This window comes from Paenibacillus yanchengensis, assembly GCF_042684845.1.
Lineage (GTDB): Bacteria > Bacillota > Bacilli > Paenibacillales > Paenibacillaceae > Pristimantibacillus > Pristimantibacillus yanchengensis.
The window spans coordinates 1-25,169 of the sequence record NZ_JBHUMH010000008.1 but is presented as its reverse complement, the minus strand read 5'-3'; the positions used below and the strand labels follow the sequence as shown (position 1 = coordinate 25,169).

The following is a 25,169-nucleotide window of genomic DNA, read 5'->3' as shown; positions in this document are numbered from 1 at the left end:
TAGCGAATTCGCTGAACAATATTGTCCACTTTGCAGCGAAGCCCACCGACGCAGTTGACAGGATGAAAAAATTAAGGAAAAGCTGAATTTTTTTTAAAAACGAACTAATTCCGCCTAATTCTGACCGCCGGGCCATTCTTCACGAATAGACTCTCCGTCGTCACGTACTTCCGGAACAAGAATGCGTACCACCGTTCCTTTCTCTTCTGCATTGCCGATTCGGATGCCATAACGCTCCCCGAAATGGAGCCTGATTCTCCGATTCACGTTGTAAATACCGATGCCGCCTTCCTTATTTCGCAGCACACCATCTTCCACATCTTGCAAATTGGAGTTAATTTCCGCCAGCTTGTCCGGCTGTATTCCTTTCCCTGTATCCGTCACGAGGATTTCCACATCGTCATCCAATGAGGCCGCTTCGATCGTAATATTGATCACATGCTCATGGTCTTGCATACCGAATGTGATCGAATTTTCAATTAAAGGCTGTAGAATGAACCGCGGAATTTGGCAGTCCATAAATTGCTCCTCCACATTCAGAATGAAATTCACGCTGTTGCTGAACCGCCAATTTATAATTTTTATATAATTTTCCAAATAACGAAGTTCGTCTCTGAGTGTACACATTGGGCTTGTACTTTTAAAAGCCGGTCGTAGTAGATTGCCGAGGGCGACGATGCTCGCCACAATATGGTTTGCTTTCATGAGAGAAGCCATCCACTTGATCATATTGAGCGTGTTATACAAAAAATGGGGATTGATTTGCGACTGTAAGGCCTCGATTTCGAACTTCCGCTTCTTCTCCTGAATTTCGTTATTTTTGTGGAGCAAGTCGACGATGCTGAGCGACATTTCATTAAATCGCCTGATGACAATGCCGAATTCGTTGTTTGGAATTTTTGTGATCGTTACTCCTAATTCCCCCCGACTCATGTCAAACATCTTATCGGCAAGTTTGTTGAGCGGCTTCGTAATTTTTCGTAGCCAGGCGAGCGATACGGTGTAAATGAGCAACATACTTATAAAAAACACGAAAACAATCATTTTTTGCATAGATAAAATGTCTTCAGAAAACAACTGCAACGGAATCTCCTTGACGATGTACCAGTTCTCCCCCTGAAGCTTGTAATAAACCACCTGCATAGCACTTCCCGTTGGCACGAAACTACCGAAATCCCCTGCCACTTGAATTTGCTCATAATACGGACTAACCGTGCCGATCAACCGTCCATCCCCACTGGAAACGACTCCCCCTCGGTCGTCGACGATATAGGTTTCGCCCTCGTTGTCATCGAACGCTGCAGAATAGACAGAAGCGAGATATCGCTCATTAATATTAATGATGAGCGTAGCGCTTTTACGCTGATCATAGATTGGCTTTACACCTCGCATAACACTGATGATAGAGGTATCCTGTATGGATGAAATGTACGGATTGAAAAACGATTCTTTCTTGCCCCCGCCAATAACTACTTGAGGAAACACGTCTCGCGTTTTTAAATATTCTTCTGATTGGAAATATTCTTCCATCCACTCGTCATCAGTGTTGACAAGCGTCGTCTTGAAGCTCCCACCGATTTGACCGCGATTTTCGGTCACGATATAGATTGATTGGATATAGCTATAGTTCGAAATAAAGCTCGTAATGCGACCGATTATGCTGTTAGTCGTCTCAATTGCGTCAAATTCACTGCTGTATAGATTCGTTTCCAGAAACTTCTGTACGGCATCATCAATCAAAAACAACTTCGACAACCGGTCCACATCGCTGATCATGCTGTTCATGTTATAGTCGAGCTGACGGAACTGCTGAAACAAATACTTCTCATTCTGACCCTTGATGATCTCCAGCATATGCGAATAACTAAAATAAGAACCTAGCGAAAGGACAACGAGCGAAATTAATGTAAAATATACGATTAGCTGTTTACGTAAGCTATGCATACCCTTGACTGGCCAAATGTGACGTAGCCACCTCTGCCCGCGAAGCTTCCGCGTCTTGCTTGGACCTTGTGAAGATTCCATCTCTTCTCACCCATCCTTCATTCGAATTCAGTTTGCCGCTGTCTGCGGAACTCGTTTGGGCTAAGACCCGTCGTCTTCTTGAATACTTTGCTGAAATAAGTGCTTTCTGGGGAAAATCCGACTTTTTGGGCAATCTCATACGTCTTTAAGGGGGTACCGGTAAGCAATTCCTTGGCTCGTTCAATACGGAAGTTGTTCAAATATTCGACGAAAGTAATTTGCAGTTCTTTCTTGAACAAGTTGCTCAAATAGCTGAAGCTTAAGCTGACGTGATCGGCCACCTGCTGTAGGCTAAGATCCTCATCGTAATTCCGCTCGATGTATTGAATTGCATGTGCGATTTCCTTACTGAGCAGCCTTCGTTTGCGGACAATATCCACAATGTCGTTCAAGTACATCGTAAAAGCATCGGTCATTTCCATCATTGTTTCACAATTATTCAGCTTGCGGCTGTAGTCCATGAGCGCCTGCGTACAGGCTTCGTCCTTGTAGAGAAGAGCAGAAGCGACCCATTGCAAAAGTTGGTTGAACAAAATCAATACCGTCTCTTTGCCCGCAAACAAAGCTTCCGCCAGCCGATCAATTCGGCGCGCATACTCGGCTGCATGACGTTCACCGAACAATTGACCGAGAAAGGGAATATGCTTTAGTTCCTCGATCCGCTCCCGCAATTTCGTCTCGCTGAAACGAGTATCGCCAGTCAGAATAAGCCCACTTCCCACATAATATTTCTTATTAAGCGCCTGCCTAGATTCCGTATACAAGCTCGGCAAGCTTCTATATCCGCTCTGTACGCCACTCAGCCCGAACGTGACTGATCCTCCGAAATACGTTCCAATGACTTCCCTGATTTTGCCCAATATCCCGTACAATTGCTGCGTGATAGCCTGCTCGCTCGTGATGTCAGCGAAGCTGAAGATGGCGGTATAATGTGTTTCATCGAGATAAAATGCCTCCCCTCTTCGATAAATCGCCATTATTTCCTCCAAAATGTTGAGAAGCGTCACCTTGATCAGATGCCCTTGCTCGTCCTGGAATTTATTACAGAGAACCTGATAATGGTCTATTTCTATCGTGCACAGCACAAGCCTTGTCTCACTCAGTCGTAGCCCCGACCTTTCAACAAAATCCGTGAATTCATCAACCGAATAGACGTTATAGAACAGGAAGTCTTTCAGCATCTTCTCTTTCACAAGTCCAGTCTCAACAGCGGCAATTGTGGTCGATCGACTATCCTCCGGTACTGTGTTCTGGCTCAGCTCATCGTACGTTTTGCGCAGTACATCCTCCATCTCCTCTTCAGTCATCGTCAACTTCAGAATATAGTCCGACACACCAAGCGACATCGCCTTGCGAGCCAGGTCAAACTCCTCTAGGCATGACAATACGATGACACGGGTGGTCTTGTCCTTTTCCCTTATTTTCGTAATCAGTGTAATTCCGTCCATTCTAGGCATCCGCAAATCGGTGATCACCACGTCCGGCTTCTCCTTCGTATATAGCTCCCAAGCGGCTTTACCATCCGCTGCGTCGGCCACGACCGCCATCCCGAACTTGCTCCAGTCGATGGAGTTGATCAACCCGAGCCGCACAAGCAATTCATCTTCAACAACCATAACCTTGTACATGTAAACGCCTCCAATATGTATAGATTTTCAAATTTTTCTCCATATCATCTCCACACTCATCGTTCTCCTACCAAGATCTAAAAGAAATAAACCGGCAGTGACTACAACAGCGTTTACTCTCAATATCATGATATAGATATATAATAAGCAGGATTACCCATTTAAGAAACGATTTATTGAAAGTATCACTTTAAAAACAAAAGTGCCCTCATCATTCTTAAGAAAATAAACTACTTGTTCATCTTTCCCGTTACCACGTCTGTTAATGGTAAGTGAAACGATATTATTATCATCTTTTCTCAATTCATATGTTTCTTTTTCTATTCATACCCCTTATTAGTAGATTTATAGTAGTTCCTCACCAAGTCTAATAGAATCACTTTAATTATCCAACGATTCTATTTTCATAATATCTATAGCTAATAACATCCATACAGCTTCCCGCTTAGCCGCTCCCATTTTTGTTGCATGATAATTAAAAGCATCTAATGTGCGAGTGTCCAGTTCGACGAAACAGTACGTAAACTCGATAATAAAAACGTTTTCTTTTCAATCCAAATTAATTGTGACTTTTTCAGTTCTGTTTGTATCATATTCATTAATCTCGCTTGCTCCAAGTCATGCAAATCACCTGATTTGTTCCAATACATCTCGATCAAAAAATTCAGCTCTATCATAAATCCCTTCCTCTGTCGTCAACACTTTATCCGATAGAAAAATGCCCAGCCATAATGAATCCGTTATGTATATGTTTCTGCTTGCTTACCATACCTTGCACCATAAATTAACTTTAAGTATAGCGGAACCTTTTTCATAAACATATCTATTGAAGAGAATATCAAATATTAATCAATTCAATCAAAAAATAATAATAGTTGTCTAGGAACGATATTTTACCTCATGCGTTATAATTGATATGATGAAATGGATGCAACTTATAATAAAATTTTTGATATTTTTAACATAAAGGAGAGTCAATATGGAAGTAATCTATTTAGCAGGTGGATGCTTATGGGGAGTACAAGCTTTTTTAAAAACATTGCCAGGAGTTGTACATACAGAGGCGGGAAGAGCTAATGGAACTAGTCAGACACTTAGTGGTGATTATGATGGCTATGCCGAATGTGTGAAGACCGAATTTAATCCAGCAGTTGTCACAATTACGGAATTAATGGAATATTTATTTGAAATCATAGATCCTTACAGTCTAAATAAGCAAGGACAGGATATTGGTGAGAAATATAGAACAGGAGTTTATAGTGAAAATCCTGTTCACTTAGAAGAAGCGAACGAATTTCTGCGTAAGAGAAATGATTACGACCTTATCGCCGTTGAAGTATTACCACTTAAAAACTATGTAAAAAGTGCAGAAGAACATCAAGATAGATTAGCCAGATGTCCTGATGATTATTGTCATATTCCAGAAACACTATTAAACAAATATAAGTAAGGTAATCCAAGCTAGTAATCAGCTTGGATATACTATGAAGAATTCCAGTTCCTATCCATGTGTTGTTTGGTCCCGCCTTATTGCTAGCGATTGGCGATTGTTTGTTCATATTTGTTTTTTGTTATTTCATAAATCACTCCACTATGTCTATCAAAGTCGAAATCTTTCATATAAATCAACCCGATTTTTTCTAGAACTTTGATGGACGCAATGTTTTCTTTCATTGCCCTTCCTATAATTTTATTCAATCCAAGTTTCCTAAATCCAAAATCAATGCACGCTTTTGAGGTTTCTGTTGCGTAACCTTTGTTCCAATATTTTCTGAAAAATCGAAAACCAATGTCATACTCATTCACATTTTGGGAGTATTTCAGTCCACACCATCCAATAAATCTATTTTCTGTTTTGTTAATTACAGCAAGTCGTCCAACATTATATTTTTCATATTGGTCATAAGCTTTTAAAAATTCTTTGGCTTCAATTATACTTGCAAATGATTTATCACCTGTATATTTCAAAACTTCCTAATCGAGATTTAGCCTGTAGAAGTTTTCTGCATCTTCGGTTGTTAAGTGCCGCAAATAAGTTCTTTCTGTTTGTATAATAATCTTGTTCATTTTGTGTTGTCTTTTAGCCTGACTACTCATTCTGATCTTCAGATGCGACCTTTAAGTGAATTTTTCCAAAATGTAAGTCCCATATGTTCTTTGTCTTTATTAATACCGTTATACACAATTTCAGCAGCTGTTTTACCTGTAATCGCATAATGAAACTTATTTTGAACTGTTGAATAGAACTTTTAGTAATCTCAGCATTTCTATTATAGTCGTATGAAATTTCCGCAAATATATCTGAGATTTATTTCCATATGCGTCGTTCACTTGCCCGAATGGAACGAACAGTTTAAATCAATTCACGGAAGTAGTCCTTACCAAAAACATTCTCACCTTGTTTCATACGTTGAACATCAACTTTGAAACAAGGTGAGAATGTAATCTTTTAAGATATCGGTTGCCCATATACGGAACTTGATTGCCTTTTGTGAAATCACACGGTAGCCAATAGATATAATTGCATCTAAATTATAATATTTAACTGTTTTCGTCTGTGTCTTTCCTTCCACAGCACCGTGTGGAGTGGTACTTTCCAAAATGGAAACAACCACTTTTTCATCTAATTCTCCTGACTGAAAAATGTTCTTTAAGTGCTTGTTAATTGCTGGAACTCCAACATCGAATAGTTCAGCGATTGTTTTTTGGGTAGCCCAAATCGTTTCATCTTGAACAAGAACTTCTACTCTTTCATCAGCTTCATACATTAGAAATTGTATTTCGTTCATAATACGCTCCCATCTATATACTTATGGAACAGCTTGGCTCACTTAACTTTCTGCCAGTTCATATATTGCATCACGCAAACATTTCGATATTTGATTTTAGACAATCCCTGTACTTTTTTATTATGTGCTAGTGTTGCATAATCAGAGCTGACTGGAGTAATAATATCACGGAGTTGTCCCGTATCATCCAAATCTAGTATGCCATAACGATGCCGGCTAAGATTTCTCTTAAAGGAAACAATCTTATCTTCAAGTGAAGAAAACACACTGAATTTAGGTGAAAGGAAAGCAATGAACTTGGTAATAGTGAATATTATCCCAATTCGCAAGATGAGGTTGCATTCCTGCAAAAAATGACACTATTGACGACTCTATTGAGGTATAGAAATTGAAATTTCATTTGTAACAATCTACGATAAAATCCACTAAATAAAATTTTCTATAGATCTAGAGTTACCGTTTATCCGCGCCGAACAAATGAAAAAGAAGCAGGAGAACCTTTATCGGTCCCTGCTTCTTCCTTCGAAATGATCTGCGACACCAACTCCACATGGCTTGGGTGGGGATGGCAGATAACATGCCCTAGTGTGCCTCTTAAACATATACATAACCTACAGTCAGTTCAGTTCAATTCACCACGGCATATCTTCTAAAGGCTAACTTTTAAGCTGCTATCTTTTCAGTTACTAACTTTCAAAAGATCCTATCAATTTGTATCAATTTCTATCAATACTTTTTCTTAAATTATTTGATCGGTTGATACTTTGCGTCCAGTCCTTTTTGAACACCTGGTCGCTTTGCAATACGGCGAGACCATTCCAAGAGATTTGGATATTCGTCCAAATTCAAAAATTCATAAGACCCTTTATATGACTTTCCTAAGGCTAATTGTCCATACCAAGGCCAGATGGCAATATCTGCAATGGTATAGGTATCCCCGGTTACATAAGGACGCTCAGCCAGAGTATTATCGAGTAAATCCAGTTGACGTTTCGCTTCCATCGTATAGCGGTCGATCGGATATTTGATTGGCTCTGGTGCATATGCGAAAAAGTGACCAAACCCTCCTCCAATAAAAGGCCCTGAGCCAACTTGCCAAAATAACCAATTAAGAGTTTCAGTACGGCCATGAATATCTGTCGGTATAAGCTTATTAAATTTCTCTGCTAGGTAAAGAAGAATGGACCCTGATTCAAATATTTGCACAGGTGTGTTTTGACTTTGATCGACCATTGCTGGGATTTTAGAATTAGGATTAATCTTGACGAAATCTGAGCCGAATTGCTCGCCTTCCCCAATATTGATTTTATACAAATCATAGTCTGCGTCATCTACACCCAACTCTTTTAACTCTTCCAACATAATTGTCACTTTAACACCATTCGGAGTTCCCAGTGAATATAGTTGCAACGGAGCCTCTCCAACCGGTAATGTCTGTTCAAAACGAACACCTGCTGTCGGACGATTGCCGCCTCTGTTTGAATTCTCTTCTTCCCACTGCCACACTTCCGGTAATTCATATTTCAACATCTTAACATTCCTCCTACTATTTGTTCTTCTCTTTATTCTACTTCTTATATAGTAAATGACCAAATAATTGTTATTTGGTCATCATAATGATTCTCTATAAGGTTTAGTTTTACCATTTCAAAAAAACACATAAAAATATAGCAAGTAATTCTATTCACGTGAATAATTTATGACAACTGTTCAGAAACAACGAGACCATTTTGCAACTGGAACATTTGATAATAGAGTCCTTTTTGCGTCAATAGTTCCTGGTGTGATCCTCTTTCGACAATGCTTCCTTGGTGGAGGACGAGAATTAAGTCAGCATCTTGAATCGTTGATAATCGATGCGCGATCGCAATCGTCGTTCTCCCCTTACGCATTTTTGCTAAAGCAGCTTGAATTTCTTCTTCTGTTTCCGTATCAATATTAGCTGTCGCCTCATCAAGCACAAGAATCTTTGGATCCGTCGCAATGGTTCTCGCGAATGCAATAAGCTGCCGCTGTCCGCTAGAGAAAGTAGAGCCACGCTCAACGACTCGATGATCGTAACCATCTTTTAGCTTTTCAATAAAGTGATGGGAACGAACAAACTCCGCTGCCTCTTTTACTTGTTCATCTGTTATGGCATCGTTATGCAAACGAATGTTTTCCTTTACCGTCCCATAAAATAGGAAAGGGTCTTGCAGAACGAGTCCCATTTTTTCCCGCAACTCCTCACGTGAGTAGTCCTTAATGGACATACCATCAATACAGATTTTCCCTCGCTCAAATTCATAAAACCTCATCAGCAAATTAATGATGGAACTTTTCCCGCTTCCCGTATGACCGACTAACGCAACTGTCTCACCCGGTTTTGCCGTAAAGGATATATCTTTGAGCACATCCTTTTTCCCATCATAGGAGAAGCTGACGTTACGAAACTGAATTTCCCCATCCTTGATTTCTGCTTCATTCTCATTCTTTTGTTCCGGTGCCATTTCTGATTCATCAAGCAGCCCAAATACCCTGCCAGCAGCAATAATGGCTTGTTGGTATGACGATAGCTGATTCATCACTTCATTCACTGGCCTAAAAATACGATTCAAATAAGTTGTAAAAGCATAGACCACACCGATTTCGACAGGACTATGCAATGAGGTAATCCCAAAATAGCTGAGTGCCATAAATAAAGCGCCAATATACAAGAGCTCGATTGCAGGTCTTAAAAGCAAGCTATCTAGTTTAATATTTCTGCGTCCGGCAAGAAAATGCTTTTCGTTGATTGCAGAAAACTCTCTTTCTAGTCTTTGTTGCTGTCTAAACATTTGGATCATAGCCATTCCCTGCAGTGATTCATTAATCTTTGCATTCAACAGACCTAATTGTTCACGCATTTCCGTATAATAACGCGAACTGTATTTCCGATACACCCTTATGATCAAAAAGACAAGCGGAATAATAATTAAACAAAATACTGCCAATTTAACATTTAAAAAAAACATCGCGATAAAAATACCGATAACTAACATGCCACTTTGAATAAAACTGGCGAGAACCGTTACAAAAAGTTCCTTAATTGCCTCTGTATCATTCGTAACTCTAGAAACAGTACTTCCAGCTGGCGTCTTATCAAAATATTTTAACCCGAGCCCTTGTACTTTTGTAAAGACATCTACTCGGATTTTTTGAATAATTTTTAAAGCAATTTCCTGAAATTTGTATTGTTGAAAATACGTAATAAACGCCTTTGCTACTTGAATAGCAAGATAGCCTCCTCCTAATATAAGCAATGGCTGAAAAGGAAGATTTCTCGGTGCTAAATAGTTATCAATAAAGTGCCCAATCATTAACGGTCCGACAATTTCCCCTAATGTAGCTAGTGTCAGTAAAATAAAGGCAAAGATAATGTTTTTATAATGAGGGATCGTATAGGAAAGCAGTCGAACAAGGATGGTACGCTGCTCCTGTTTCGTAAATTCAGTTGGTTTACCCATGAGATCCCCCTTTCTCTACAATTGCTTCTAACTGCTGATGGAGATACATTTCCTTATACCAGCCATCCCGTTCCATTAGCTCATCGTGTGTACCCATTTGGGCAATCTCTCCTTCATCAAGAACGAGAATCATATCCGCATGCTGGATCGCACTTAAACGGTGTGCTGTAATAATCGTTGTTTTTCCAGCTCGAGTCTCTCTGAGTGATGCTAGTATTCCTTCTTCCGTTTTCGCATCAACAGCAGATAAAGAATCATCGAGAATTAAAACTTCCGGTTGCATTAACAGTGATCTGGCAATGGATATCCTCTGCTTTTGTCCACCGGAAAGGGAGACACCTCTCTCGCCGACAATCGTCTCATATCCATCCGTAAATTGAAGTATATCCTGATCTACCTTCGCTAGTTTCGCGGCATGATGAACGTCCTCGATTGCAGCATCTGGCATGGCGAATGAAATATTTTCTGCAACCGTCGCAGAGAATAGAAAGTGCTCCTGTGGCACATAACCAATGGCTTCACGAAGTCTTTCCAGTTTATACTGGTCTATCGGTCTTTCTCCAATTAAAATGTCTCCGCTAAAACCTTCACTCTCCCGAATGAGCAGTTTGAGTAAGGTCGTTTTTCCAGCTCCTGTTTTGCCGACTATGCCAAGGGTTTCTCCCCTTCTTAACTTAAAGTGAATTTGTTTTAAGACAGGCTGCTGTTCTCCTGGGTAAGTAAAACCGTCAATCTGAAAGGCAAGATCTCCAGTTGGAACTTGATCTAGCGCATCTGGTCTATCTTTTACATCCACTGGTTCATCTAAGATTGCTCTTATCCGGTCATAAGAAGCTCTTCCTCTTTCCAAAATATTAAACAGCCAGCCAAATGCTAGCATTGGCCAGACGAGCAAGCCTAAATAGGCATTAAACGAGACGAGCTCTCCAATGGTAATCCTTCCGTCTATGACAAACTTTGCACCAAAAGCAATCGATAAGAAAAAGGAGACCCCTACAATGATAGCGATGGTTGGGTCATATAAGGCATCCACCCGCGCAACAGCCAAGTTCTTTTTCACGACATCGGCTGATTTGTCATAAAAATCTTCGACATCTTCCTTTTCTTGACCAAATGTTTTAATGACTTTAATTCCAGTAATGCTCTCCTGCGTTTTGTCGTTCAAAGCTGAAAAGGCTTCTTGCGCCTTGGAAAACCGTTGATGAAGCAAACGCCCATACCAGTTTGTCATAATCGCCATGAATGGCATAGGAATTAAGCAAATCAGCGTTAATTCCCAACTTATTGTCGCCGCCATTACCACAACGACCGCAACCCCAATGGTTAATGAATCGACCAAGGTTAATACGCCAGCTCCTGCGGTCTGCTGAATCGCCTGTATGTCATTCGTCGCATGTGCCATTAAGTCCCCTACTCTTTTCTTTTGATAGAAGGTTTGCGACATTTTCGTAAAATGAGCATACAGCATATCCCGCAGTTGTCTAGCAAGCTTATAAGCGGAACCGAAAATCATGACCCGCCAAAAATAGCGAGCGACATACATCAAAATGCCTGCGACCGTTAAAATCATCATCCATTTCAGAAGCAAGCTTCCTGTTAAAGTCCCTTCTTTGATACTATCTACAACAATCCCAATGATTTTTGGCGGAACCAATTCTAGCATCGCTACCAAAATTAATAATAGGATTCCTACCATATATGGTCTTTTCTCCTGTTTAAAGAACCATTTCAAATCCATAAAAACCTTCATCCAACCACCACCTATAAAAATATAAATATATAAAAATATGAACCCTCTCATCTTCTCTGCACCAAATAAAAAGCACTCATTTGTGAGTGCTTGTCCTATTTTACTGCTAATTGCTGTAAACGGTTTTAACGGCCTCCCATTCACTTCAAAAATCAAAACCTATTAGTGTATATAAGGTTACAATATAAAGAGATAATTTTCAATTAGAAAGAAATATCAATTCTATCCATCGTTCTGGAGCGACGCTCCACTAGCTCGACTATTTTTCAATTAAAGCCAAATTCCTAGTTCCATGGATAGTAATAATCTCTGTGTTATGATAGTAGGGTAAACTAAAATTTATCGGCGAAAGGAGAGGAATCATAAGGTGATTATTCATCCAATCAAAGCCTTTTCTGATAATTACATCTGGTGTATGCAAAAAGGAACTGAGGCAGTTGTCGTTGATCCAGGAGAAGCGAGTGTTGTCCTTGATTACCTTGAAAAAAAGCAACTTCGTTTGGCGGCCATTGTTTTAACTCATATGCATGAAGATCATACCGGCGGGGTACGGGAGATTGTAGCGAGTCATCCGGAAAGTCTTGTTTATGGACCGAAAGAAACGAAAGGCTTGGTGGATAGTGTTGTAGAGGAAGGGGACACCTTTCACTTGTTAGGTCAAACTTTCCAAGTCTACGAATCGGGAGGTCATACGCATGGTCATATCAGTTATTTAATGGGAGCTCATCTCTTTTGCGGGGATGCCTTGTTTTCAGCAGGATGCGGCCGGGTGTTTACCAACGATTACGAAGCTCAATATGAAACTTTGCAGAAATTTAAGCGCTTGGATGATGATGTACATGTTTATCCCGGTCACGAGTATACCGAAGTTAATTTACGTTTTGCTTCCGATATACATCCGGATAACGAAATAATCTCCAAATCATTGGAAGAAGTCCGGGAATTATGTGCTAAAGGACAGCCAACACTCCCAACAACGATCGGCAGGGAGAAGGAAATTAACCTCTTTCTGCAAGTGGAAACATTGGAGGACTTTATCGCATTGCGTAACGCCCGTAATGACTTCTAGAACAATTAACTTTATTCAATCGCATCAAGTGTACTTCTATCGTATCTATGATAAGATTAAGCTAAGGTAAGAAAAAATCAATAAAAATTATGGAGGATAACAATATGAATCAAGTACTCGTTGAAATTTGTTTACGTGTTAGAGACATCGATGCTACTTTAGATTTTTATACAAATCTTTTTGATTTTGAGGTAGCCAGTCGCAGAGAATTCCCTGAGGATAAATTTGATTTAATCTATCTAAATTCGCCAGGTACTTCCGTGCAAATAGAACTTACTTATAATTATGATGCAGAGCCATATGTTATAGGTAATGGTTTCAGTCATTTAGGTGTAACAGTAAATGATTTAGAAGAAATGCATAAAATTTGTAAAGCTTCTGCTTATGAAACAGGTGAATTGAGAGGACTTGCAGGTGGAACACCTTCTTACTTCTTTGTTACCGACCCTGACGGCTATAGAATCGAAGTAAAGCGTAAGAAATAAAACATTCTACATACAAAAATGATTGTAAAAAGACTTAACCCTCGACCCTCTAATTACAAAATAGAGAAACGAGGGTTTGCTTTTTTATGTCGTATCAATACCGCTCTCTAGTTCGTGCAATCCTTTATAAATCGTATTTCTTCGACTGACTTTGAATCGTGCTGCGATCATGGTATGACTACCACGACCCATTTTTTCACCATGGAGTTAGTTCGAGAACGATAATGCACGCAACATTCTCATAACAACAACTGTGGCTTGAGCTTTGCTTGTATTCGACTTCGGATCAAGCTTGGTCTCAGAAATCCCTGTTATAATTCCAGTATCAATCATCAGAGCTACAGCAGACTGTGCATAAGCCGCCACACTCCCCCGATCAGCGTACGGATTCATCACTACATTACTCGCTCGTTTCAAATCGCCTGCATATTGCATTGCATTAGCAATAACGACCGCCATGTCTTGTCTAGTAATAAATGCATTCGGATCAAATGTAGTTGCTGTTTTCCCCTTAATTATCCCAATTTCTGTCGCAGCAATAATATCTGGTGCAAATTTCGTTTCGCTATTCACATCATGGAAAGTTGAGTTAGAGAGTGAAGGCATTACACCTAGAGCTTTGACAACAATCGTTACAAATTCTCCACGAGTAATTTTGTCCTCTGCTCCGAACAGCTTGCCATCAGTGCCAGATACGATAAGTTTGCTAGCTGCGGTCTCCACATCAGATTGTGCCCAAGCAGCCGTCACATCATCAAAGGTAACAGCGGACGCAATAACCGTATAAATGCTATTACCTGCCCTTTTCAGCGTTACATCTGCAGTACCATCTGGATGATTCGTAAATACCGTTGGCACATGATGATATTCGCCTGTCGCTGGATCAAACACTACCCCCGTTGCCTTACTTTGATTAAAATCTGCTTTGCCTAACTTGAAGATCCGGCTAATATAGATTCCGTTGAATTCTGTTAGCTCTTTCCAAATAGGATCTGAGCCTTTGACCTCAATTTTAAATTGTGTAGGTTCAACCAACGTTTTGATCCCTTTAGCCTTCATTTGATCTCCTACAGATTGAGCAGGTGTCTGAATCGTGAATCTAAAATCTAAAACATCCGATCCCAGATGTAGAGTAAGTGCTCCAATTGGTACGATGTATTCTATATTATGAAGTACAATAGACAAGGTAGCTGAAGTTCCTTTCTCAGCAATGGCCTTGATGATTAGGGCTGATATGTCTATCTCTACATTAGTATCTGTCTCTTCCACAATAAGCTGTATATGGTTGGTAGTCGATTGTCTAATTGCTCCAATCGCCTGCCTTTCATCCAACTTAGCAATCGTTTTGTTGCCTGATTTCGTTATTTGCAACTTAATCTTATCCACTGGTACTAGGGGAATATATTCTGTTCCAGAGTCCGTACTTGGTTCTGGTTCTGGTTCTGTACCTGTATCTCCAGCCAGATTAGTCATTACTTTTAGCGCCTTACTCATTGCAGATACTCTCTCAATACGGGAGCCATCTTTGTCAATACTAATAATTTCAATCACGTTCTCGCTGTTAGGGGTAAGCTTGGTTACATTAAATGTTGTTTCTTCGGTATAGCCTTGCCATACCTTATTGGCGAACACATCATAACCAGTAGCCCCTGCAACTGTATCCCATCCAACATTTATCGTAGTGTCTGTTTTGCTCATAGAAACGACATGCTGTGGAGCAGCAAGTGCATTCGTATTCATAATGCCATGAATAGGAAGATCATTCGCAAGCTGTGTGGATAATGTTCCGTTACGATCTCCAGTAATATCCCAGCTCATCACACCTGCAAGATCAAGCGTCTTCACTAGGGATGCTTTATACATCATGGACTCGGTATCGTCATAGGAAATAAAAGTACCATCTGCCTCGTTATACAAATAAGGTACTTTGGCTGATTCATTCCAATAGCGAACATAATCCGTGTTTGTAAGATAATTATTCTCTAAATCATAACTATCAAATTTCCCATTCTCCCAAGTACCGAATGGAGCAAACTCTGCACATGGAACATATTCTCCCCTCGCCTCACAACCTATCCAACCGTTACCGTAGAAGGGTACTCCCAATACTAATTTATGATTAGGAACACCACCATTCAAATGTCCTGCAACTGAACTATTGACGTTGTTATGCTTCGCACTAGCCGAAGGACTAGCCGGATCATAAAATAACGGTGTGTTATGATAACCATATGTATTCCAGCTACCGCTATAATCATAAGTCATAATATTAATGAAATCGATGTACTCCGAAGAATTAGCCAAGTCTGCATTTGCTACAAAAGATTCACCTTGATAAGAAGCGATCGTTAGCAGATAATACTTTCCATCTATTGAACCTGCTGCATCAAGGGCCTCACGTACAGTCTTCATTAACAATGTGTAATTCTGTTTGTCTTCAGGTCTTCTCGAATTATCGATATCGCCACCCACTACAGGATACTCCCAGTCAATATCAAGACCATCGAATCCATACTCACGCAGAAATTCAACCGCTGAGTTAGCAAACAAACGTCTATTTACTTCCGTATTCGCCATATTAGAAAAGTTCTTCGACCAACTCCTTCCCCCAACAGAAATCATTAGATTCAGATTTGGATTAGCTGTTTTAAGCGCTTGAAGATCACGAATATTAATTTCATCTTCTGTTGGGTCACCGAGTACCATTTCCCCATCAAATACGTATCTGTCTTGCAATGGAGTATCTGGATTCTCACACGCTCTACCTCTAGATCCCGACTCCTTCCAGCACAGATCTGCGAAAGCATAATTGATATGTGTAAGCTTATCTGTTCCAATATCTTTGGCAACATCCGCTACCGAATAGTTTCTCTCACTCGGATTTCTAGACCACGAGTTATAATAAGTAACGATATTATAATTACTTCCTGGTACAGCTGTGACAAGATCACTTGCGGGGGATTCCCATAACTTGTTCTTAGCGACTATCTTGAAATCATAGGACTCGCCTTCTGTAAGTTCTGTCGCAACGTACCGATTAGAATACGTTGAAGCGATTACCGTATCGCCTTGATAAATTTCATATTCGGTTGCTCCTGGTGTAGGAGCCCACCCTAGTGCCACGGATGATCTTGTTGAACTCACGATCTTTAGATCTTTCGGTTTGGATAATTTCCCCCATTCAATCGTGACTCTATTACTTCTAGTCGATACATCCGACGGCGTGATCTGTGCTGCAACCTCAAAATAGACGGAACCAGTAACCGTTTTTGGAACCGAGTAAGTATAAGTATTTGAACCATTCCAAATCCCAGCACTCCATCTATTATTCACATAAATATCATAACCTTTTGCCCCGGGACTTCCCGTCCAACTTAGTTTAATTTCTGATTCAGTAATGTCAGTAATCACAAGGTTATGCGGAGGAGACAATGGAGGCTCAGAGTACATATTAGGATCTGACTCCTCTGTTTTTGCTGTTACAAGAGCACTCCTATCGTTTGATGCAGCAATAGCCGTAACATAGAAAGAATAGGTCGTGTTCGGATTCAGATTGGTTATTGTTGCTGAAGTATTTCCAGTCCAAGCAGCCCAACCTCCGTTTGCATACCAAACCTGATACCCTGAATTTTCATCGACACCGTCCACCGGATCCCATTCTAACGTCACTGATTTATGTGTAACACCAGTAACCTTTACATTCTGGGGAGCTGGCAACAAGTCAACTGCCAATACTGTTGGAGCTAATGGAAGGCTAAATGAGCTCAATACAATAGCAATACTGAGAATGAGAGCTAACTTATTAGCGATCTTTTGTTTCATCTGGTTATACAATTCATTCACCTCTATACCTCATATTTTGTTTGCAATAGCTTGTCTATCAGTAGATTAGGCTAGTTTCTTAGCGGACTATACTTGAGGCCTTGGACACTCTGATAACGGAGTCAGTTAACTACTTTACTAATTAACTTTTAGTTCTTATTATATAACATAAATCCTAGCTCGAATTGTAACTTCTATTACATTTTGATCATACCTAAAAATAAAATTTTTGTTGCTGCAAAGATACCTGCATGTGTGGCGTTGCTCTTAATATCGAATCTCCCATTTCCTTTGTCACTCACGATTATTGGCGATATCGGTGATCGGACGGCAGGTTTACAAGTTACCTGTCTGCTCTAATCATGTTCATCTTCACTATCTACGTAGAGCTATTTCTTGAAATGATAAATAATACGACCCAAATGAGGACAAATCCGAATGCTTGCGCAATCGAAATAACTTGATTAAAAACAATCCAGTTAATCAACACGCTCACCATCGGAAAACTGAGTTCCGCTAATGTAGCTACGGATGCTTTCGTTGTTGTCAAACCTTTGTAATAGATGAATATACTTAATAGCCCCGGAAGTAGCGCTTGAGCAAGCAAGTTGATAGAAACTGCAGTAAGTGTACCCGCATCAGTCGCCACTAGCCATGGATCTCCTTGATTAATCGTAATGCCGATCAACAGCGGTAATGCCAAAATAAAGCGCAAAGAGGTTACCGTTACAGGCTGCATTTGTCCAACCATCAGTCGCCCCATGACAGTAGATCCACCCCATAACGCCGCCGCTATCAGCGCAAACAAGCTACCAACTTGAGTGAAATTACTGATATTTCCAAACGGAAAAGCAAATCCGAAAGTGAGTAAATATGTTCCTGCCAGCGCAATAATAAGTAGCCAGGAAAAATGCTTGGGCAATCTTTCTTTAAGTAGTAATTTGGCCATCAAAATAGCAAACAGTGGTTGTAACTTCTGCAATAAAATAACCGTATTCAAATCACCACTGGATAATCCACGCGTAAACATAATCGTTGCAATGGCAGAGCCGCCCCATGATAAGAAAAGCAACGCACCGATATGTCGCAACTTTAAACCTTGCAGCTCACTTCGATGCTTCCATAAGACCGGCATCATAATGATAAATAGAATAATATGCTCGATCAGCGTAATTTGCGTCGCAGTCATATTTTCTTTGAGCAGGATAATTCTGAATAGCGGATCGGCTCCCCATAAAGCCGCTCCGATCACGATTAGCCAAAAACCAGATTTCATCCGTCCCTCTTTCTTTTTCTCCAAAGGACTTACTTTCATACCTTTACCTACACTTTCCACACTATCAAACCCCTTGCCTGAATACGGGTCAACATTGGAAAACCCCCGTCATCGACATATCTCGACAAAACGGGGGCTAATCAAACAAGCCATCATGAAAAATTTTTTTTCAAAATAGACTTGCTTTTGATCTTCTCCCATCCGGACTTTACCGTCGGCTCTGGAATTTCACCAGATCAGTCGCAGCTTTCACACTAGTAAAGCTACGAGTCGCGGGCTTAGCACCACTCACATAACAGAGTAACACTCACCGCCGGTTAGGAATTTCACCTTACCCCGAAGATCCATATTCAATTTTTTTTATTATTTGTAAATGAAAAATAACTTTATATAGTATAGCATAAATCTATTAGAACAACGATAGTTTCATAAACTTCATGCTATTGTTCAATCAACTAAAGTCCCTTAACAGGCACTCGTGTCTTCTCACTGAACCAAAAAATCGCCGTATAAAAAAAGTTGGAGAGGAAACATTACATTTCCCATCCAACTTTTTTATGCGGGGACGTATTGGACATCCCCTCTTATTATTAAAGGCAAATTGTCCATCGGTTTCGCCCTACCTCTCGAAACAGTTACCACTCTCTAATGGCTCCACTTACAAATCTGTACACGGTAAATTGCTCATTCATCTCTCAGGTAAGAACTAACCAGTTACCCAAAAAAGATCCAGCAATCCTCTCTCGCCTTGATTTGTTAAGCTCCATCTCCAATTAGATTTACTGACTGAAATCTTCCATACAGTAAAATCTATTAACATCAATTAATTAAACTACGCCTATATCGTAATAATATCACACCATAATATTACATGTATATTCATATTCAATTTGAAATTCTACAATATTCATTATTTTAGTGTATAATCCGGTTCTACGGATACTCACATTCACCATTCGATATATTTTCTACAGCCGCTTGATCAAATATTCGAATGATATAATTCAATATTAATCTTCATTTCAGTATGAGTAACTCACACTATAACGTATAGAGATATGCTTAACAACAATTTATTATTATATCGTGTTATTTATAATATGTCAAGCCTTATACTCTTCTCTGAATTTTGACTTCTTGTTTATCACCGAAGCAATCGGAGACAGGGTAACTGCCATCCCCTCCAGCAATTTACGATACTAACTCTCCATCCAATATCAAAAGTATTCGATCGAGGCTAAGAATTTGACAATCAACTGATGCGAGAAACGACGGAAACGTTTTGTATAGAACGTTCTTTGAGTGCACATCAACACGAATAGTTTCGAGCTACCATTCTTTAATCTGTTCATCTGAAATTTTTGTTCCGTCCTCTAAGCTAGAATAACCTAGTACTGTACCTCCGCCACTTGTTTGTTTATAATCTCGAATTTACAGGGCAGCTCATGAGATAATACTTATGTAACCGCCCGTCGAAAATCCCAAAGGACGTGAAGCTCATCGAAAATCGATTGGCATATCCTTTAAGCGCGTGGCTTTAACCAGCCTCTGCATTAATCCAGGCGTAAAACGGACGCACGGTACTAGCATACGCGGCAGGGCAGGCGTATCAATCATCCATTGTAGCAACCTCCCCCACTGCCTGGGACCTTTCAACTGCTGATTAATGAATTGCTCATAGTGATGCCGCCAATGATCAAGTGTAATTTGACCGCTTAAATAACGATCTGCAAGCGCAGCGCACACTAACGCCGAGCGTAGCGCCATGGACATTCCATCGCCGCATAACGGTGGAATCATAAGCCCAGCATCTCCAACTTGGGGATATAAGTCCCAGACAAGCGGCTTGCGGCTTATATGCACTGGAGCGACAGCTACTTGTGTACCTGTAATTGGCACAGCATTTGAAAGCTTGTCCAGTAGCTGAGGGTTTCTGCTGCAAGCCGCATCTAGCCACCCTTGAATCGATTTGGGCTTATCTTGAAATGCTTTCTGCCGCAACAGTGCTGAGACATTGAACTTACCATCCTCCACCGGAGATATGCCTAAATAGCCACCTTCAAAAAAATAAAGCTCTACCGCCGCATCCATTGTAATTCCAACAACATGCGATTTGACGCCAACATACGGATTTTTCACTTTCCTTGAGTTAGAATCGGTACAATATGACGCAGTGCCTGGCATCCGTCCATTGCTGCCCCAGGCGGCAATAACCGTTCGTACTTTATAAGGAACCGTTTCCTTCCCTTGCTTCGTTTCAACGATAAAGCCCCCATTACATGGGGTGACAGCAGTTACTACCGATCCTGTCTGCACATGTGCACCTGCAAGCTGGGCCGAAGTTAGAAGTGCATCATCTAGCGCATAACGGCTTAGTCCTAATGCATGGCTTGCTAAAGGCGCTTCCAACACATCTCCATGGCTGAAGATGAGACGAGAGCGTTCGATCAAGCTGGGTCGAAGTGATTGGATATGCTCATTTACTCCGAGTGAATCAAGCATGTTTTTGGCTTCTGGTGACAGAAATTCGCCGCATACTTTGTGACGGGGAAATTTCTTACTTTCAAACAGAATGGTATTCCAGCCGCTATCAGCTAAAGACTTGGCTAAAGCGCTGCCAGCAATTCCTGCTCCGATAATGGCCGCATCATACGCATACATCACTAATCACTCCGATAATTCGAAATTTTGTATTATTTCTTAATAGTAACCACATACCGGAACAACGGTCTCCAGCAGTACGCCATCTCGGGAGTTCCAAGTACGTCTTTTAACTTCCTCCAGTCTTCAGCACGAAATCCTTTGGCTACAGACAGAGGAGCGTCATTGCGAATATAACGATTAGTGGAGATAAGATGTGCTGTCAGCCATACGGCTGACCAAGCAATCCAGTGCCGATGAATATCATTAATGACGACACCTGTTTTTGCTGTACGCAACATGCTTCCAACAACGTTAGGCAGTTCTTCCGCGCTGAAATGATGAACGAACTGCGTGCTAGTTACAATGTCAAAGCTGTCTGGGAGAAGATCATACAAGTTGCATTGCAGAACCTCAACGCGCGGTTCATTGCGAAAGAGCTGCCTTGCCTCCTCACAAGCTTCCTCTGTTATATCTACTAATGTTAGCTTTATATCTATTCCGTTGGCAGTCGCCCAGCGCAGAAGATGCCGATTTATATCGCCTGACCCTGCCCCAATATCGAGAATGGATAAACGAACAGGCTTACCAGCTTCCTGCCACAATTGCTGTACACCATACTTCATTGGTCCTGCTGCCTGAAATATACTGTTAATTAATCTGAGCTGCTGCAAAGCTTCTCGAAGCTCGTCTCCCCCCATTGAAAAATCATCCATCAGCTCATCCTCAAGCGCTCGATGCCGTAGCTTTTTAAACATAAGCTTCATCCATTTGTCGCACTTCTTGTTGAACTTGCGGAACATATTGGATTTGGATCATTTCGCAGGTAAGGCCAGGACCAAACGCGAGCGCTATGCCGCTTGTCATCTCTTTCTTTCCCTCCTCCAGTTGGCGCTTCATCTCCTCCAAAACGAACAATATTGTTGCTGACGACATATTTCCGTAATCACGCAGAATGGTGCGACTCGGTCTTGTCTGCTCGTCAGATAATTCGTATACATCTGCAAGCTTCTCGATGATTCCTTTGCCTCCAGGGTGAATAGCCCATAGATCAATTGGCTCATTGCCGCAAAGAGTGGAAATTTGTTCTGGGACAAATTGGCCGATCAACTTGGGAATAGTTGTTGATAGAAATAGATCAAAACCGAAATTGCCTACCTCCCACACCATATCTGCGGCACCGCCTTGCAGCACAATCGAATGATCATCGCCTAATAAAAAATGGTTGCCACTGACTTCCTCTGATACATGACCGACAATACAAGCCGAAGCACCATCACCAAAGAAGGAAGCACCGAATAAATCCTCGCGTTTGTTGGAGGGTTGAATATGAAGTGTACACAGCTCCACACTGACGATCAACACTTTAGCGCCATGCTGATGGACTGCTAATTCTTTAGCGAGGCACACCGCCCGCAGTCCTGCCGCACAACCTAGAAAATTAAGTGGAATTCGTTTGACATCAGGGGCAAGCCCAAGCTGTTGTACCAATTGGGTATCCATGCCAGGCAGAAATTGACCAGTGCAGCTCACTGTAATCAGATGACTAATTTCTGAGATGTGAGCTTGTCCATCTTGTAAAGCATTTCGTGCTGCTCGCAGCGCCAGCGGTACCGATTCACGCTTGTAAATATCCATTCGCTCAGCTGTCGTTGGAACAGCTTGAAGTGATTTTTGCGAAAAATAACGACAGTCTTGAGCTGCCTCCAACAAATTAGGCTCACAGGTATAGCGATTCTCCACACCGCATTGTTTGAACAGTCTCTTCGCCCATCGAGCGGAGTCCGTCTTATTGCCTAGCGCCTCACTTAAACGATGTGCCGTATCCAGCTGGTCGAGCCGATATTCCGGTACTGCTGTGCCAATCCCCAGTATCGCAATCTTTGGATTTGTAACATTCATATCGTACAGCCACCTCTCACATTATCCATTTTCGGACAAACAAGTCCGATTTAAACCAACATATTCGGACAACCCCTATAATATGTTGGATTTTTAAGAGTAATGTGAAAAAAAAGAAATACACCGCCAGGGTGTCTTTGGTTATGTTGGAGAAATCAAGTTCGGCAAACTTATTTATTACGATGTAACATATTATATGCAGGCTATGAAATGGATGATCTGAAGCAACCATCATCAGAATAGTTTATATGATGGTGTCACTCCCTTGAATTTATACGAAGTAGGTTAATAACATTTCTTTCATAATGTAGAGTTCTATAAATACAAAAAAAGCCCACTAGAGAATATCTCTAATGAACTAATTATAGGTAAGTTTGGTACCGGTGAGAGGACTCGAACCTCCACGGTTTCCCATTCGATTTTGAGTCGAACGCGTCTGCCATTCCGCCACACCGGCATAATATCAGATGATACAACTTTTCTTACACATTTGCAATAGTAAAATGGCACGCCCTAAGAGATTCGAACTCCCGACCTTTTGATTCGTAGTCAAACGCTCTATCCAGCTGAGCTAAGGGCGCATATAAAGTAATCTAAAATGGAGGCGCCACCCAGATTTGAACTGGGGAATAAAGCTTTTGCAGAGCTTTGCCTTACCACTTGGCTATGGCGCCGTATATGGAGCGGAAGACGGGGATCGAACCCGCGACCCTCGCCTTGGCAAGGCGATGCTCTACCGCTGAGCCACTTCCGCAAATGGCTGGGGATTCAGGGATCGAACCTGAGAATGACGGAGTCAAAGTCCGTTGCCTTACCGCTTGGCTAATCCCCACTATATTATATGCAGGATGATTGTCCTTATTGTATTACTATTGCTACAATTGCTCTATGTGTTGATGCTTATTTGTTTACATGGGGCGACCGAGGGGACTTGAACCCCCGAATGCCGGATCCACAAACCGGTGCGTTAACCCCTTCGCCACGATCGCCATAAAATACATTTCAATACTTATTTGTTACCATACCACTTACTATACTGGCAGGGGCAGCAGGAATTGAACCCACACCAAAGGTTTTGGAGACCTTTGTTCTACCTTTAAACTATGCCCCTAAAGATAGTGGTGGAGGATGATGGATTCGAACCACCGAACCGTTAGGAAGAGATTTACAGTCTCCCGCGTTTGGCCACTTCGCTAATCCTCCACATCTGGTGCCGTCGAGAGGACTTGAACCCCCAACCTACTGATTACAAGTCAGTTGCTCTACCAGTTGAGCTACAACGGCATATCATCCATACTTATTATTCCTTCAAGCTGTCTATCTTGAAGTGGTGGCTCGAGACGGAATCGAACCGCCGACACGAGGATTTTCAGTCCTCTGCTCTACCGACTGAGCTATCGAGCCTCAGTTATACTGAGTTTTTTAAAATAAATAATGGCGGAGCTGACGGGATTCGAACCCGCGGTCTCCTGCGTGACAGGCAGGCATGTTAGGCCTCTACACCACAGCTCCACATATGTATTACTCAAGTTAATACTGATTTTATTGGTTGCGGGGACAGGATTTGAACCTGTGGCCTTCGGGTTATGAGCCCGACGAGCTACCGAGCTGCTCCACCCCGCGACATTATAACTGATACTAAACTTAAAACTATTCTATTCCATTTACTTTTACACTAAATTGTTAAAGTAAATATTATGGTGGAGGCTAACGGGATCGAACCGCTGACCCTCTGCTTGTAAGGCAGATGCTCTCCCAGCTGAGCTAAGCCTCCGTAGATATAATGATAAATGGTGACCCGTAGGGGATTCGAACCCCTGTTACCTCCGTGAAAGGGAGGTGTCTTAACCCCTTGACCAACGGGCCTTATATAGTAACAAGCTTGAAAAATAGTGGCAGAGGGGAAGGGATTCGAACCCTCGAGACCCGGTTAGAGCCTACACGATTTCCAATCGTGCTCCTTCGACCAACTCGGACACCCCTCTAAATATGGCTCCCCGAACAGGACTCGAACCTGTGACAACTCGATTAACAGTCGAGTGCTCTACCAACTGAGCTATCAGGGAACAATAACTAATATTGCGCGTCATGCTTGTCTTACTGATGAAAGTTTACACCTTCAAAACTGGATAGGAACATCGTCGCTTGTTACACATCGCTTGCTTCATTCGTTAGGATAAGCCCTCGACCGATTAGTATTCGTCAGCTCCGCACATTACTGTGCTTCCACCCCGAACCTATCAACCTCGTCGTCTTCAAGGGGTCTTACTAATTGGGAAAATTCATCTTAAGGGGGGC

At 41.4% G+C, this 25,169-nt stretch carries 16 protein-coding genes, 16 tRNA genes, 1 rRNA gene, 1 pseudogene and 1 riboswitch; of the genes and pseudogenes, 3 read left to right on the top strand and 31 right to left on the bottom strand.

The genetic code is table 11. The features are described from left to right. Positions 1–114: 114 nt before the first annotated feature. The 3 genes from ACFSTH_RS02105 to ACFSTH_RS02095 form a co-directional block, all read right to left on the bottom strand. Complete coding sequence (locus ACFSTH_RS02105) at positions 115–2,025, bottom strand: cache domain-containing sensor histidine kinase (RefSeq protein WP_377775446.1); 1,911 nt, start codon at positions 2,023–2,025, stop codon at positions 115–117. A 17-nt stretch (positions 2,026–2,042) separates the two neighbouring features. Beyond that, complete coding sequence (locus tag ACFSTH_RS02100; RefSeq protein WP_377775444.1) at positions 2,043–3,653, bottom strand: response regulator transcription factor; 1,611 nt, start codon at positions 3,651–3,653, stop codon at positions 2,043–2,045. A 485-nt stretch (positions 3,654–4,138) separates the two neighbouring features. Continuing rightward, on the bottom strand, positions 4,139–4,330 hold the full coding sequence (locus ACFSTH_RS02095) for a hypothetical protein (RefSeq protein WP_377775442.1): 192 nt from the start codon (positions 4,328–4,330) through the stop codon (positions 4,139–4,141). 302 nt (positions 4,331–4,632) lie between these two features. Between ACFSTH_RS02095 and ACFSTH_RS02090 the strand changes: the two genes are divergently transcribed. Continuing rightward, positions 4,633–5,103: a peptide-methionine (S)-S-oxide reductase gene (locus tag ACFSTH_RS02090; protein WP_377775440.1), complete on the top strand. Its 471-nt coding sequence runs from the start codon at positions 4,633–4,635 to the stop codon at positions 5,101–5,103. A gap of 83 nt (positions 5,104–5,186) precedes the next feature. On the opposite strand, the gene ACFSTH_RS02085 is transcribed toward ACFSTH_RS02090, so the two are convergent. The 6 genes and pseudogenes from ACFSTH_RS02085 to ACFSTH_RS02060 form a co-directional block, all read right to left on the bottom strand. Next, positions 5,187–5,621 carry a GNAT family N-acetyltransferase gene (locus ACFSTH_RS02085; RefSeq protein WP_377775438.1) on the bottom strand — a complete coding sequence of 145 codons (435 nt, stop codon included), beginning with the start codon at positions 5,619–5,621 and terminating at the stop codon, positions 5,187–5,189. A 137-nt stretch (positions 5,622–5,758) separates the two neighbouring features. Further along, a pseudogene (rhuM, locus tag ACFSTH_RS02080) lies at positions 5,759–5,890 on the bottom strand (RhuM family protein); the annotation flags it as partial. 180 nt (positions 5,891–6,070) lie between these two features. Further along, positions 6,071–6,442, bottom strand: coding sequence for a RhuM family protein (gene rhuM, locus ACFSTH_RS02075; protein WP_377775436.1), 372 nt, complete (start codon positions 6,440–6,442; stop codon positions 6,071–6,073). A 744-nt stretch (positions 6,443–7,186) separates the two neighbouring features. After that, the gene (gene yghU, locus ACFSTH_RS02070) at positions 7,187–7,972 is read right to left on the bottom strand and encodes a glutathione-dependent disulfide-bond oxidoreductase (RefSeq protein ID WP_377775434.1); all 786 of its coding nucleotides are present in this window, start codon (positions 7,970–7,972) and stop codon (positions 7,187–7,189) included. 167 nt (positions 7,973–8,139) lie between these two features. Continuing rightward, a complete protein-coding gene (locus ACFSTH_RS02065) occupies positions 8,140–9,927 on the bottom strand; it encodes an ABC transporter ATP-binding protein (protein ID WP_377775432.1) in 1,788 nt (595 codons plus the stop codon). Further along, positions 9,920–11,677 carry an ABC transporter transmembrane domain-containing protein gene (locus ACFSTH_RS02060; protein ID WP_377775430.1) on the bottom strand — a complete coding sequence of 586 codons (1,758 nt, stop codon included), beginning with the start codon at positions 11,675–11,677 and terminating at the stop codon, positions 9,920–9,922. Before ACFSTH_RS02060 ends, ACFSTH_RS02065 begins: the two co-directional genes overlap by 8 nt. A 367-nt stretch (positions 11,678–12,044) precedes the next feature. Between ACFSTH_RS02060 and gloB the strand changes: the two genes are divergently transcribed. Both gloB and gloA read left to right on the top strand, forming a co-directional pair. Next, a complete protein-coding gene (gloB, locus tag ACFSTH_RS02055; RefSeq protein WP_377775428.1) occupies positions 12,045–12,746 on the top strand; it encodes a hydroxyacylglutathione hydrolase in 702 nt (233 codons plus the stop codon). A 104-nt stretch (positions 12,747–12,850) separates the two neighbouring features. Next, positions 12,851–13,231 (top strand): lactoylglutathione lyase, encoded by a 381-nt coding sequence (gene gloA, locus ACFSTH_RS02050; protein ID WP_377775426.1) that lies wholly within the window; start codon positions 12,851–12,853, stop codon positions 13,229–13,231. A 207-nt stretch (positions 13,232–13,438) separates the two neighbouring features. Here the strand turns inward: gloA and ACFSTH_RS02045 are convergent, their stop codons facing one another. The 22 genes from ACFSTH_RS02045 to ACFSTH_RS01940 form a co-directional block, all read right to left on the bottom strand. Continuing rightward, positions 13,439–17,074 carry a glycosyl hydrolase family 18 protein gene (locus ACFSTH_RS02045; protein ID WP_377775424.1) on the bottom strand — a complete coding sequence of 1,212 codons (3,636 nt, stop codon included), beginning with the start codon at positions 17,072–17,074 and terminating at the stop codon, positions 13,439–13,441. A gap of 358 nt (positions 17,075–17,432) precedes the next feature. Then, on the bottom strand, positions 17,433–18,389 hold the full coding sequence (locus ACFSTH_RS02040) for a DMT family transporter (protein WP_377775422.1): 957 nt from the start codon (positions 18,387–18,389) through the stop codon (positions 17,433–17,435). Positions 18,390–18,514: 125 nt separating this feature from the next. Then, positions 18,515–18,677: riboswitch (FMN riboswitch) on the bottom strand. Positions 18,678–19,826: 1,149 nt separating this feature from the next. After that, positions 19,827–20,990: an NAD(P)/FAD-dependent oxidoreductase gene (locus ACFSTH_RS02035; RefSeq protein WP_377775420.1), complete on the bottom strand. Its 1,164-nt coding sequence runs from the start codon at positions 20,988–20,990 to the stop codon at positions 19,827–19,829. Positions 20,991–21,022: 32 nt separating this feature from the next. Then, positions 21,023–21,727 carry an SAM-dependent methyltransferase gene (locus tag ACFSTH_RS02030; RefSeq protein WP_377775418.1) on the bottom strand — a complete coding sequence of 235 codons (705 nt, stop codon included), beginning with the start codon at positions 21,725–21,727 and terminating at the stop codon, positions 21,023–21,025. Next, entirely contained in the window at positions 21,720–22,871 is a 1,152-nt protein-coding gene (locus tag ACFSTH_RS02025; protein WP_377775416.1) for a type III polyketide synthase, read from the bottom strand. The genes ACFSTH_RS02030 and ACFSTH_RS02025 overlap by 8 nt, the downstream gene beginning before the upstream one ends. A 375-nt stretch (positions 22,872–23,246) precedes the next feature. Further along, positions 23,247–23,328: transfer RNA gene (locus ACFSTH_RS02020), tRNA-Leu, on the bottom strand. Positions 23,329–23,375: 47 nt separating this feature from the next. Beyond that, positions 23,376–23,452: transfer RNA gene (locus ACFSTH_RS02015), tRNA-Arg, on the bottom strand. 18 nt (positions 23,453–23,470) lie between these two features. Then, positions 23,471–23,545 (bottom strand) — tRNA-Cys (locus ACFSTH_RS02010). A gap of 5 nt (positions 23,546–23,550) precedes the next feature. Continuing rightward, a tRNA-Gly gene (locus tag ACFSTH_RS02005) sits at positions 23,551–23,625 on the bottom strand. A 3-nt stretch (positions 23,626–23,628) separates the two neighbouring features. Next, positions 23,629–23,703 (bottom strand) — tRNA-Gln (locus ACFSTH_RS02000). An 81-nt stretch (positions 23,704–23,784) separates the two neighbouring features. Continuing rightward, positions 23,785–23,860 (bottom strand) — tRNA-His (locus tag ACFSTH_RS01995). A gap of 48 nt (positions 23,861–23,908) precedes the next feature. Next, positions 23,909–23,982, bottom strand: a tRNA-Trp gene (locus ACFSTH_RS01990). Positions 23,983–23,990: 8 nt separating this feature from the next. Then, positions 23,991–24,074, bottom strand: a tRNA-Tyr gene (locus ACFSTH_RS01985). Positions 24,075–24,079: 5 nt separating this feature from the next. Beyond that, a tRNA-Thr gene (locus ACFSTH_RS01980) sits at positions 24,080–24,155 on the bottom strand. Positions 24,156–24,199: 44 nt separating this feature from the next. Next, positions 24,200–24,275, bottom strand: a tRNA-Phe gene (locus tag ACFSTH_RS01975). Positions 24,276–24,306: 31 nt separating this feature from the next. Further along, positions 24,307–24,383 (bottom strand) — tRNA-Asp (locus ACFSTH_RS01970). A gap of 34 nt (positions 24,384–24,417) precedes the next feature. Continuing rightward, positions 24,418–24,494, bottom strand: a tRNA-Met gene (locus ACFSTH_RS01965). A 75-nt stretch (positions 24,495–24,569) separates the two neighbouring features. Further along, a tRNA-Val gene (locus ACFSTH_RS01960) sits at positions 24,570–24,645 on the bottom strand. Between the two features lie 17 nt (positions 24,646–24,662). Continuing rightward, positions 24,663–24,737 (bottom strand) — tRNA-Glu (locus ACFSTH_RS01955). Between the two features lie 27 nt (positions 24,738–24,764). Next, a tRNA-Ser gene (locus ACFSTH_RS01950) sits at positions 24,765–24,856 on the bottom strand. 5 nt (positions 24,857–24,861) lie between these two features. Beyond that, positions 24,862–24,937, bottom strand: a tRNA-Asn gene (locus ACFSTH_RS01945). Positions 24,938–25,043: 106 nt separating this feature from the next. After that, positions 25,044–25,169: ribosomal RNA gene (locus ACFSTH_RS01940) — 23S ribosomal RNA — on the bottom strand; the annotation flags it as partial.

What these genes read in the sequence shown, in the direction of transcription:
- ACFSTH_RS02025 (WP_377775416.1), bottom strand. Translation starts at nt 22,871, where the DNA reads ATGAATGTTACAAATCCAAAGATTGCGATACTGGGGATTGGCACAGCA.
- ACFSTH_RS02065 (WP_377775432.1), bottom strand. Translation starts at nt 9,927, where the DNA reads ATGGGTAAACCAACTGAATTTACGAAACAGGAGCAGCGTACCATCCTT.
- ACFSTH_RS02100 (WP_377775444.1), bottom strand. Translation starts at nt 3,653, where the DNA reads ATGTACAAGGTTATGGTTGTTGAAGATGAATTGCTTGTGCGGCTCGGG.
- ACFSTH_RS02105 (WP_377775446.1), bottom strand. Translation starts at nt 2,025, where the DNA reads ATGGAATCTTCACAAGGTCCAAGCAAGACGCGGAAGCTTCGCGGGCAG.
- ACFSTH_RS02095 (WP_377775442.1), bottom strand. Translation starts at nt 4,330, where the DNA reads ATGATAGAGCTGAATTTTTTGATCGAGATGTATTGGAACAAATCAGGT.
- ACFSTH_RS02030 (WP_377775418.1), bottom strand. Translation starts at nt 21,727, where the DNA reads ATGTTTAAAAAGCTACGGCATCGAGCGCTTGAGGATGAGCTGATGGAT.
- rhuM (WP_377775436.1), bottom strand. Translation starts at nt 6,442, where the DNA reads ATGAACGAAATACAATTTCTAATGTATGAAGCTGATGAAAGAGTAGAA.
- ACFSTH_RS02090 (WP_377775440.1), top strand. Translation starts at nt 4,633, where the DNA reads ATGGAAGTAATCTATTTAGCAGGTGGATGCTTATGGGGAGTACAAGCT.
- yghU (WP_377775434.1), bottom strand. Translation starts at nt 7,972, where the DNA reads ATGTTGAAATATGAATTACCGGAAGTGTGGCAGTGGGAAGAAGAGAAT.
- gloA (WP_377775426.1), top strand. Translation starts at nt 12,851, where the DNA reads ATGAATCAAGTACTCGTTGAAATTTGTTTACGTGTTAGAGACATCGAT.
- ACFSTH_RS02060 (WP_377775430.1), bottom strand. Translation starts at nt 11,677, where the DNA reads ATGAAGGTTTTTATGGATTTGAAATGGTTCTTTAAACAGGAGAAAAGA.
- ACFSTH_RS02035 (WP_377775420.1), bottom strand. Translation starts at nt 20,990, where the DNA reads ATGTATGCGTATGATGCGGCCATTATCGGAGCAGGAATTGCTGGCAGC.